Annotated in this window: 7 protein-coding genes; 4 read left to right on the top strand and 3 right to left on the bottom strand. The window is 33.6% G+C overall.

The annotated features are described in order from the left end of the window. Positions 1–268: 268 nt before the first annotated feature. On the top strand, positions 269–631 hold the full coding sequence (locus tag R3L15_RS11950) for a nicotinic acid mononucleotide adenyltransferase (RefSeq protein ID WP_338731937.1): 363 nt from the start codon (positions 269–271) through the stop codon (positions 629–631). 78 nt (positions 632–709) lie between these two features. Here the strand turns inward: R3L15_RS11950 and R3L15_RS11945 are convergent, their stop codons facing one another. Then, on the bottom strand, positions 710–3,604 hold the full coding sequence (locus R3L15_RS11945) for a TonB-dependent receptor domain-containing protein (RefSeq protein WP_338731936.1): 2,895 nt from the start codon (positions 3,602–3,604) through the stop codon (positions 710–712). Between the two features lie 158 nt (positions 3,605–3,762). Continuing rightward, positions 3,763–5,034 carry a hypothetical protein gene (locus tag R3L15_RS11940; protein ID WP_338731935.1) on the bottom strand — a complete coding sequence of 424 codons (1,272 nt, stop codon included), beginning with the start codon at positions 5,032–5,034 and terminating at the stop codon, positions 3,763–3,765. A gap of 200 nt (positions 5,035–5,234) precedes the next feature. Between R3L15_RS11940 and dgt the strand changes: the two genes are divergently transcribed. Together dgt and R3L15_RS11930 are read left to right on the top strand one after the other, a co-directional pair. Next, complete coding sequence (dgt, locus tag R3L15_RS11935) at positions 5,235–6,578, top strand: dGTP triphosphohydrolase (RefSeq protein WP_338731934.1); 1,344 nt, start codon at positions 5,235–5,237, stop codon at positions 6,576–6,578. A gap of 58 nt (positions 6,579–6,636) precedes the next feature. Then, a complete protein-coding gene (locus R3L15_RS11930) occupies positions 6,637–6,780 on the top strand; it encodes a hypothetical protein (protein ID WP_338731933.1) in 144 nt (47 codons plus the stop codon). On the opposite strand, the gene R3L15_RS11925 is transcribed toward R3L15_RS11930, so the two are convergent. Continuing rightward, a complete protein-coding gene (locus R3L15_RS11925) occupies positions 6,772–8,541 on the bottom strand; it encodes a 1-deoxy-D-xylulose-5-phosphate synthase (protein WP_338731932.1) in 1,770 nt (589 codons plus the stop codon). The two genes, R3L15_RS11930 and R3L15_RS11925, sit on opposite strands and share 9 nt — an antisense overlap. Positions 8,542–8,703: 162 nt before the next feature. Between R3L15_RS11925 and R3L15_RS11920 the strand changes: the two genes are divergently transcribed. Next, on the top strand, positions 8,704–11,415 hold the full coding sequence (locus R3L15_RS11920) for a T9SS-dependent M36 family metallopeptidase (protein ID WP_338731931.1): 2,712 nt from the start codon (positions 8,704–8,706) through the stop codon (positions 11,413–11,415). Positions 11,416–11,473: the final 58 nt, after the last annotated feature.

Here is an 11,473-nt window from a genome sequence, read left to right as displayed (position 1 = left end):
TCAGCAAATTTCTTACATTATGCATAATGTTATGTTAAGCTAATGTTATGTTCTATTTATATTTCCTTAGCAATTAGTTGTATTTGTTTTAATTAAATAAAGGAAAACTTAAGCTCCCAATGTTAAATTTTTAATTTATTTAATTTTTAAAAACCTAAAAACCAGCGAATTAAAATTCTAATGTTAATTTAATGTTACGTAAATGTTTTTTTAATGTAAAATAAAGATGTATATTTGTTATGTAAGTATTAATAAAACCTAATTTATCATGAAAAATATATTATCAATAGTTTTAATGTTATGTTTTGGGTTAGCCTTTGCCCAAAGTAGCGATACTATTAAACCAAAATACGAAAAAAAAGGTAATTTAACAGAAGCGACTTATTATTACGATAACGGTGTTGTTAAGCAACATGGTTTTTTTAATAAAGCAGGTGAATTACATGGCACTTGGTCTAGTTTTGATTTACAAGGAAATAAACTAGCTGTAGGAAAATACGAAAACGGTACGAAAGTTGGTAAATGGTTTTTCTGGACAGAAGATACCTTAAAAGAGGTAGATTTTGTAGATTCTAGAATGGCTACAGTTAACGAATGGAAAAACAGCTCAACTATTGCTGTAAGAGATTAAAGCAAGTTCAAGTTTTTTATAACATAAAAAAGCTCTCAATTTCTTGAGAGCTTTTTTTGTATTAACAACTAACTATTCTTAGAAAGAGTAACTATAACCAATAGAAAACTCGGTTCCAACCTTTCTTTGTGTGTAAATTAATTCTTGACTAGCTTTGTAAGAGTCGTATAAACTTTCTCTTTCATCACCAAGAATGTTATTTATTTTTAAGTCGATAGAAGACTTTTTGTTTTCACCAAGTTTTTTGCTAAACGTAAAGTTTAAACTATGGAAAGGCTTGGTGTAAACATCTGGGATTTGACCAGTACCAACCACTTCTAATGATTCGCCTTGTACGTTGTAAAACAAACCAGCTTGTAAGCCCATATCGTCATTATCGTAATCGAAACCAGCATTGATTAAGTACGGCGATTGGCCTTGTAGCTCTCTTTTTCTATCAATGGTTTCACCATCTCTAGCCGCTAAAACTCTTCTGTCGTATTCACTATCAGACATGCTTAATTCTGAATAGATGTATGAGGCATTAACGTTTAATCTTAGTTTTTCTAAGTTGTTGGTTAAAAATCCAAAATTTTGTCTTAATTCAACTTCTGCACCAACTACGGTAGCATCACCAAGGTTGGCAATTGTTAATTGCTCTGCGGATGTTGGGAAGAAGGTTACTTCTAAAGGATCTTTAAAACCTTTGTAGAATCCACTAAAGGCAATCATTTGTCCTTTGTCTCTAAACAATTCATATCTAAGATCAAAGTTATTGATATATGTAGGCTTAACAGCATCAAATATAATATCGCCGTTGGCATCATAAATACCAAAACCGTTACCAATAAATGTTCTGTTAGTAATAGGGTCGAAAATCTGTGCTCTAGACGCTTCTTTAAACGATGGTCTAGCAGTTGTTCTAGAATAAGAACCTCTTAAGTTAGAGTTATCATTTAAGGCATAAATTAAGTTGGCCGAAGGGAACAAATCGTAGTTATCAATAGTACTTTGTCTATTGTAAACTTCGTCACCTTGAGCATTTTCTCCAGTATAAAATAATTGGTATAATTCTGTTCTAAGTCCTACAATGGCTTTTAAACTTTCACTTACGTTAAACTCGTTAGAGATGTATGTAGAATACACCATTTGTTCACTTTCGTAAGCATTAGATGGTTTAAATGTTTGATTACCTGTGGTAACTAGGTGTGTGCCTTCACCGCTTTCTGGTGTCCATAAGTTTTCATCCATTAGCAGTAAGTTTGTATTTCCATTAGGCACAATGTTGTTTGTTGCAGTCATGAAAAACTCATCAATACTAAAGTCTCTAAACTTATACACATAATTACCCCCAACTTGAAATTTAGCAGGTCTGTTAAATAGTTCATACTTTTTATCAAAATCTGCTTTAAACACCCAACTTTCTTCTAGTAAGTTTCTCCAAAGTCTGGTAGGGTTTGTCGTTGTACTAGGATCAATTATATATTGATTTTCTTGTGTTACAACAAGAGGTGTAATTCTATGATCTTTATCTTCTACTTTAGAGAAAGATGGAGATAAGGTCCAATCAAAATCCCAACCAGAATTAGCGCCTAGTTTATGGCTACCACTTAGGTTAAAGTTTGTAATAGAACGTTCGGTATAAAGTAAAGCGTCTTTTACAACATCTTCGTAAGCTCCACCGGTGTTATCTTGAGATAAATCCTGATCGAAGAATCCTGCTGACGATTCGCCATTTTGAATATGAAGTGCCGTAAATCTATATTTAGACAAATCGGTTTTAAACGTTAACCCCACAAGCGTATTAACTAATACTTCGTTTATCCCTTCGCTACCTTTACTATATAAAGAATAGCGAGGTTGGTATACACTTTTGTCTGCATCTTTTATGGCAGCACCATCAATTCTATCTTCATAAAATGTAGTGTTGTTTTTATATGAAGCAGAAGCTAAATAGCCTAATTTGTTACCATTTTTACCTACCTCGTACTGATTTCCTGCGGTTAGTCCTAAGTTAAAATTAGGAGCACTTGTTGCTTTGTCTGCTTTTAATTGTTCTTGAAACCTATTGGTTAACGAAGTTAAAAGTAACCTAGGTGGTCTGCCATTTGCGTCTGGACTAGTAGTAGGAATTGGTTGATATCTGTTAATTGGTAAGTTTCTTGTACCATCATCATAACCCCAAAAATCTGTGTCTCCACCTTCATAAGTTAAAAAATTATCTTTGAAGTGCATGTTTGGGTTATAACCAAAACCAGCAGAGATACTATATTCAGCTTTTGTAGGGAAATCTTTAGTGATAACATCTACAATACCACCAGTAAAATCGGCTGGCTGATCGGCATTTGCTGATTTAAGAACAATAACATTATCGATAATATTGGTAGGGAAAATATCCATAGGAATGGTGTTTCTGTCTGGGTCTAACCCAGGAATATCAACACCATTTAAAATAGATTTTGTGTAACGATCTCCAAGACCTCTTACATACACATATTTTCCACCTTGTACAGAAACTCCAGGAACACTTTTTACAGCACTTGCTATGTTACTTGCTCCTGTTTTCTTTATGCTTTGTGCCGAAAGCCCATCCATAACCACAGCAGATTTACGCTGCATATTTAAAACGGCATTTTCGGTATTTCTTTTAACGCTTGTTGTAATAACAACTTCATCTAATGAATTTGTCGTTAGCGTAACATCTAATACGGTAACATCATTTGCCTTAATAACTACGTCACTTATTTCTTTGGTTTCGTAACCAACAAAAGAGAAAATTAAAGTGTAAGTACCAGCCTCAAGTTCTAATTCATATTTCCCATCGAAATCTGAAGTCGTTCCCTTAGTGGTGTTTTTTATAATGACGTTGGCAAAAGGCATAGGGTCAACAAATTCACCATCAATTATAGTACCAGCTACTTTACCTGTTTGTGCATAACCTAATAAAGTTACAAACAACAAAGATAGCGTGAGTAATATTTTGTTTTTTTCCATCTGTGCTTTTTTGTTATTTCTTAACTTTCAGATGTTACTATAAAAACTTGTATGAGTTTAAGTGTTTATAGCTATTCCTAATCTTTAAGAAAGATTTAAAAAAAGCACTAAAGCCCTAATTGTTTTAGGTGAGCTTTAGTGCTTAAATATTGTTTTGTTTAGAAGTCTAAAGCTCCAGTTTCGCTTGCGTATGTCCAAATGAAAACAGATGTATCAGCTCCTGTAGTTTGGCTTCCTTGAGTAACAGCAGTTGCTTCGGTACCAAAGTTAGGTGCACTTACTGATGAAGTATTGTTGAAAATGTCTGATACGTTAGCAACACCTGTTGGTAATGCAACTTCCCAGTTAGATAATGTTAAGTCGCCATTGTTATAGTTGTTAGCAACACCGTCGTTATCTATTTCAACATCTGAACTTTCTTTAAAGTTAAATGCGTAGATATTGTTGTTTGCACCCATGGCGTTACTTCTAAAGTCTGCATATTCTCCACCTGCAGTATCTAAGTTACCTTTCATAGTAACATTTTGAAGTGTGTAAGATCCTACAGCAGAACCTTCAGGACCGTCAATTTCTAAAGCATGGTCTGAATTTCCACCTAAGATAATAACCGCATTGTCAATAGTTCCAGAATAAGCTTGATCGATATCAAGAGCGTCATCACCTTGTCCCCAAACTAATAAGTTAGAAGCATCTACAGTTCCACCAAAGAACTCGATACCATCATCAACGTTACCAACTACTTCAACGTGGTCTATTTCAGTTCCTCTACCAACACCACCTAGTGTTAATCCGTTAATTTCGTTACCTTCACCAATTAAAGTACCACCGTGTCTAATAGATACGTGTCTAATAACACCAGAACCATCTTCTGGATCTGTACCACCATAAAGACCAAACGTATCATCAGCAGGAATTCCTTCAATTTGCACTTCTTCAACATCTCCTGATAAAGAACAAGGCGCATAGCCCATTACTAAAAGACCACCCCAAAGCCCTTGGTTAGTTTCATCTAAGTTAGTTCCAGCAGTTTCACCACAAGAAATGTTATCGCTTTCTGATGTAAATATAATTGGTTGTTCTGGAGTACCGATAGCTTGAATATTACCACCTCTAGCAACAATTAATGCAGAAGATAATGATCCTTGACCAGCACGACCTTTAATAATAGTTCCTGGCTCAATAGTAAGTGTAACATCATCCATAACAACAACTTTTCTGTCTAATATGTAAATGTTGTCGTTAGTCCAAGTTTCGTCTATAGCAATACCACCAGCTTTTATTATAGTAGGGCATGTATCTTCGCTACCACCACCAGAGTTATTGTTGTTAATTGTAGTTTCCTCGATTACGATAGGTGTGTCGTCATCTTTAAAGCAGCCTGTTAAAACTAATGATAATAGTGTTATTACGGCTAAAGTTAATTTTCTCATTTTACTTTTTTTAAATTATTTAAGTTGCATTGATTTATTGGCGCAAAGAAACAGCTACATTGTAAAGTCTAGGTTAATTGAGAATTAAACCTATATGATTATAATGTTTAATTAGTGTTAACAGCTAGCCTAATATAGTTGTGGTAGCAAACATTAATTTAACATTGAAATGGTTATCTTGCACGCTTTAAACTATTAAGATGAACTGGGAACAATTACTATCGTTAAAGCGTTTTGGTGACACTAATAAAAGATTGCGAAAAGAGCAAGATGAAACCAGATTAGGGTTTGAAGTAGATTACGATCGCGTTATTTTTTCTTCAGAGTTTAGGAGTCTACAAGATAAAACACAAGTTATTCCATTGTCGAAAATCGATTTTGTGCATACCAGATTAACTCATAGCTTAGAAGTAAGTGTTGTAGCGAGAACGCTAGGCAGAAAAGTAGGTGCCAAGTTACTGGAGAAGTATCCGCACTTAAATACGGTACACGGGTATCAAGCTAACGATTTTGGTGCTATTGTAGCCGCCGCCGCATTGGCTCATGATATAGGGAATCCGCCATTTGGACATTCGGGAGAGAAAGCCATAGGTGAGTTTTTTAAAAATGGTAGTGGAACACATTTTAAGTCCTTTTTAACCGCTAAAGAATATCAAGATTTATGCGATTTTGAAGGTAATGCTAACGGGTTTAAAATTTTAACCGAAAGCCGCCAAGGAAGAGAAGGTGGTTTGCGATTAAGTTATGCTACTTTAGGTGCTTTTATGAAATATCCTAAAGAGTCACTACCTAAAAAGCCAACAACACATATAGCTGATAAGAAGTATGGGTTTTTTCAATCGGAAAAAGAGGTGTTTCTAGATGTTGCCAAAGAGCTTGGATTAATTAGTACAGGGAAAGATGATAGTGTAAGCTTTTCACGTCATCCATTAGCATATTTGGTAGAAGCTGCCGATGATATTTGTTATACTATAATCGATTTTGAAGATGGTATTAATTTAGGGTTAATTCAAGAAGAGTATGCATTAGAATATTTAATCAAATTAGTGAAAACTAATATTAATACTAAGAAATACCATAATCTATCTAATACTCAAGATCGGGTAAGTTATTTAAGAGCTTTAGCAATTAATACATTAATTAACGAAGCCGTTGAAGTGTTTTTAGATAATGAAGCATCTATTTTGAAAAACGACTTTCCCCATGCATTGTTAGACAAATGTTCATATGAAGCGCAAATAAATGATATTATAGCTCTTAGTGTTAAAAACATTTATCAATCTCAAGAAGTTATCGATAAGGAGATTGTAGGTTACGAAGTAATAAATAAACTACTACATGTTTACACCAAAACCGTACAAAATAAAGCTGATGGTAATTTAACAAATTTCGATAAGTTAATTCTTAGGTCTTTGCCTGAAACTGTTAATCTAAATCATGACGATTTATATAACAACTTAATGTCTATTTGTAATTACATTTCAAAACTGTCTGATGGTAAGATAAAAGAAACTTACTTAAAACTGATGGGGCAAAACATATAATTTTTACAAATATTATTTTAGCGTATATTTACATTCCAAATTTACTTAACTACTTAAAATGAGAAAAAACTTACTTGGTGTATTGGTTGTTCTTTTTGTAATATTTGCATGTATTTTGGTTATTAAAGAAGCAAATACGAACAGTAATCCTCAAATAGATTCCCAACAGTTTTATGTCGATTCAAATACCGATTTAGATTAATGTTTCTAAAAGTGCTTTAATGCTTTGGGCATCAATTTTACAAATGTGATGCAATTCTTTTGTTGTTCCATGTTCTATAAAATGGTTTGGGATACCTAGTATTTTAATAGTGTTTTTATACTTGTGTTTTGTGCAGAACTCAGAAATGGCACTACCAAAACCACCAATTATAGTTCCATCTTCAATTGTAATAATGGTATGATATTTTAAAAATATCTCATGAAGTAAATTTTCGTCTAAAGGAGCCAAAAAGCGCATGTCGTAATGAGAAACTTTTTCGTTGTTTTCTATTTTGTCAATAGCTTTAGTCACGTTTTGTGCTATACTTCCTAGGCTTAAAATAGCTACGTCGCTTCCAAATTTTAATTTAACCCCTTTACCAATTGGTGTTTCTTTAAAAGGTTGTTGCCAATCAATAATCTGTCCTCTCCCTCGTGGGTAACGAATAGCAATAGGTTTGTTTAAACCTAATTGAGCTGTGTAAAGAATATTGCGAAGTTCAATTTCATTTCTTGGTGCAAAAATAATAAGATTAGGAATACATCTTAGATAAGCTAAATCAAAAACACCATGATGTGTGGCACCATCATTTCCAACTAAACCAGCACGATCCAAACAAAAGATTACAGGCAGTTTTTGTAAGGCAACATCGTGTATAACTTGATCGTAGGCTCGTTGAAGAAATGTTGAATAAATATTACAAAACACCATAAAACCTTGTGTTGCCATACCAGCTGAAAGTGTTACAGCATGTTGCTCGGCTATGCCAACATCAAAAGCCCGATCAGGAAAGGCATCCATCATATATTTTAAAGAACTTCCTGTGGGCATGGCTGGTGTAATACCAACAATTTTGTCGTTTTTTTGGGCTAGTTCTACAATGGTTTTTCCAAAAACATCTTGAAATTTTGGCGGTTCATTACCGTTAGCTTTTTTGGGTAAAAGATCTCCTGTTTTAGAATCAAATTTACCAGGTGCATGATACTTAACTTGGTTTTCTTCAGCTTGCTTTAATCCTTTTCCTTTAGTGGTTATAACGTGAAGCAGCTTTGGGCCTTCAACAGATTTTAATCTATCCAGCTCATTAATTAATAAGGGAATATCATGTCCATCAATTGGGCCGGAATAATTAAAGTTAAGGGCTTCAAAAATATTGTCTTGTTTTTGAGTGCCTTTTTTAACATTGGTTAGGTATTGTTTTAAGGCACCAACACTTGGGTCTATACCAATAGCATTGTCGTTTAAAATTACTAATAAGTTGGCTTTAGTAACTCCGGCATGATTTAGGCCTTCAAACGCCATGCCGCTAGCAATAGAGGCGTCTCCAATTACAGCAATATGATGTTTGTTTTCTCCTTTTAATTTGGAAGCGATAGCCATTCCTAATGCCGCAGAAATGGAGGTTGAAGAATGTCCAACTCCAAAGGCGTCGTATTCACTCTCTGTGCGTTTGGGAAAGCCGCTTATACCGTTAAGTTGCCTGTTTGTATGGAAAATATCACGTCTTCCTGTAAGTATTTTATGACCATAAGCTTGATGACCAACATCCCAAATTAATAAATCGTTTGGAGTATCAAATACATAATGTAAAGCAATAGTAAGCTCAACAACCCCTAAACTAGCCCCTAAATGCCCTTCTTTTGTGGCAACAATATCTATAATGAATTGTCTTAAGTCTTTGGCTAAAGGCTCTAAATCACTTACGTAAAGTTTTTTTAAATCTTTTGGTGAGTTAATAAGATTTAAAGAAGGTTTCTTCATACAGAATATAGATTTGTTTAAAGAATAAGGTGAAAGTTTACAAAATTACCAAAATTTGAAAGGTTAGGTTTAAAATTTAGTGCTTTTTGAGTAGGAAAAAGTAAGTTACTGTATATATTTGCGTCTAAACTAATTATACAATCTAAATTTAAAGATAAAAAAATGAAAAAGCATTACCTCTATCTCTTTGTTTTTTTGAGTATGTTTTTAATGTCAGCAACTACTTTTTCGCAAGACTTGCTGTTAAACTCTAAATATCAAGCAATAGTTGAAGACTATTTTAACCAAAATAAAGAAGAATTTAACTTGCTTGAAAATGATTTTAATGACATTGTTATCGATAAAGAAGTTTTTTCTAAGAGTACCAAGCTTACCCACTTATATTTAAATCAGCGATATCAAGGAATAGAAATATTTAACGCTACGTCAAGTTTAGCTATAAAAGATAATAGTGTTTTTTATTACGCAAACAATTTTGTGGCCAATATTGCTAGTAAGGTTAATTCAACATCGCCACAATTGACAGCAGAAGAAGCTATTCTAGAAGTTGCTACTAAACTAAACTTAGGCAGTACTATAGGTTTAGAAAATATCGAAAAGAAGGGCTTTAGATATTTGTTTTCAAATGGGGGGATTTCTAAGAGTGATATCCCTGTTAAATTAGTGTTCTTTTTAGATGAAGAAAATAATTTAAAACTATCTTGGGATTTAAGTATACATACTATAGATGGGCAAGACTGGTGGAGTGTTAGGATTGACGCCTTGTCAGGTGATATTATTGATAAAACAAATTGGATGGTTAAATGTAGTTTTGAAGGAGATCATGAATTACACAACCACGAGATTGAAAATAATATAAAAGATAATACATCAACATTTAAGTTATTTAATGAAGAAAGCTTTATGGTTGATGGATCACAGTATAACGTTTTTGCTTTACCTATTGAAAGCCCCAACCATGGAGATAGATCATTAGTTATTGAACCGGCAGATCCATTAGCTTCCCCATATGGATGGCATGATGTTAATGGTGTTTCAGGTGCTGAATATACTATAACTAGAGGTAATAATGTTTGGGCACAAGAGGATATAAATGGCAATGATGGAACAGGATACTCTCCAGATGGAACAAATAATCTAAACTTTGACTTTAACTTGAATATTAATCAAGATCCTAACAGTTACCAAGATCCATCTATAACTAATTTATTTTACATGAATAATGTAATGCATGATATTTGGTATAAGTATGGTTTTGATGAAGAAAGTGGTAATTTTCAAGAAAATAACTATGGTAATGGAGGTTTAGGAGGAGATTATGTTTATGCAGATGGACAAGATGGTAGCTCTCTTAATAACGCTGTATTTGGAACTCCTCCTGAAGGTACAAATCCATATATGCAAATGTACTTATGGTCAGAAGTTGATGACCCACAACCACTAACTATTAATACAGGTTCTTTAGCTGGTGGTTATACTGCTTCGTATCCAGCAACAGGACCAGGGAATAATATAACAGCACCATCTTCTACACCAATTACAGCAGATTTAGCTTTAGTGAGTGATGGCTCTGCAAATCCAGAAGAAGGATGTAGTGCATTATCTAATTGGTTTTTAGTTAATGGAAAAATAGCTGTAATAAAAAGAGGTAATTGCTCATTTGTAGAAAAAATACAGTTTGCACAAAACGCAGGAGCAGTTGCAGTTATTATGGTTAATCATAATAACCCTGATAACGACCCTAACTATGTAGAGTATGTTAATATGGCTGGAGAATCAACTCCAGAATTTACAATTCCATCAATATTCATTAATTATGATAATGGTCAACCAATAATAAATTCCTTACAAAATGGAGATGTGATCAACGCTACAATAGTTAATAATGCATTTAGAAGAGATGGAAGTTTTGATAATGGGATTGTTTCTCATGAGTATGGACATGGTATTTCAACAAGATTAACAGGTGGTCCAAACAATAGTAATTGTTTACAAAATGGAGAACAAATGGGCGAAGGATGGTCAGACTGGTTTGCTCTAATGGTTACTTTAGATTCAGATGATGTTGCTGAGGATTTAAGAGGTATTGCTACTTATGCAGATGGCCAAAGTGCAGCAGGAGTAGGTATTAGACCAGTGCAGTATACAACAGATATGTCTGCAAATAATTATACTTATGGAGCTACAAATAATGACACCTTATTAGGATATGATACTAATGGCAATCCAGTCAATTGGAATGATAGTGTTCATAATATAGGCTTTGTTTGGGGAACTGTTTTATGGGATCTAACATGGGCTTACATAGATAAATATGGTTTTGATCCAGATTTATACAATGGAACAGGAGGTAATAATAAGGTCATGCAAATAGTAATAGATGGTCTTAAGTTACAACCATGCAGTCCTGGATTTGTTCAAGGTAGAGATGCTATCCTAGCGGCAGATATGGCTTTAACTGGAGGAGAAGACCAATGTTTAATTTGGGAAGTTTTTGCTAATAGAGGACTAGGTGTTAACGCTTCTCAAGGGTTTCCAACTATTATGACAGATCAAGTAGAAGATTTTACTATGCCAGATGAAAATGATCCTTCATTAGCTAATTGTACTACTTTAAGTGTTAATGAATTTAACCAAAGTGACTTTAAAATTTATCCTAATCCAACAGATAATAATATAAATATCAAGGTCAATAGAAGCTTTGGTAATGTTAAGGCAACACTTTTCGATATTAATGGAAGAAAAGTCCTTTCGCAATCAGGAGAACTTAATAATATTATGACATTAAATGTCAACAATGTTCAATCTGGAATTTATGTATTGAATATTGAAGGTACTAATGTTAGTATGAACCATAAGGTAATTATTAAATAAGTATTTTTTTAAAATATGTTTTAAAAGGGCAGCTATTTCAGCTGCCTTTTTTATTTTT

Source organism: Mangrovimonas cancribranchiae (assembly GCF_037126245.1).
In the GTDB taxonomy this organism is placed as follows: Bacteria; Bacteroidota; Bacteroidia; order Flavobacteriales; family Flavobacteriaceae; genus Mangrovimonas; species Mangrovimonas cancribranchiae.
This window is presented reverse-complemented; position numbering and strand designations above follow the sequence as displayed.

Excerpts from the sequence above, each read along its gene's own strand:
- R3L15_RS11920 (WP_338731931.1), top strand. The coding sequence starts at position 8,704 with ATGAAAAAGCATTACCTCTATCTCTTTGTTTTTTTGAGTATGTTTTTA.
- R3L15_RS11925 (WP_338731932.1), bottom strand. The coding sequence starts at position 8,541 with ATGAAGAAACCTTCTTTAAATCTTATTAACTCACCAAAAGATTTAAAA.
- R3L15_RS11930 (WP_338731933.1), top strand. The coding sequence starts at position 6,637 with ATGAGAAAAAACTTACTTGGTGTATTGGTTGTTCTTTTTGTAATATTT.
- dgt (WP_338731934.1), top strand. The coding sequence starts at position 5,235 with ATGAACTGGGAACAATTACTATCGTTAAAGCGTTTTGGTGACACTAAT.
- R3L15_RS11945 (WP_338731936.1), bottom strand. The coding sequence starts at position 3,604 with ATGGAAAAAAACAAAATATTACTCACGCTATCTTTGTTGTTTGTAACT.
- R3L15_RS11950 (WP_338731937.1), top strand. The coding sequence starts at position 269 with ATGAAAAATATATTATCAATAGTTTTAATGTTATGTTTTGGGTTAGCC.
- R3L15_RS11940 (WP_338731935.1), bottom strand. The coding sequence starts at position 5,034 with ATGAGAAAATTAACTTTAGCCGTAATAACACTATTATCATTAGTTTTA.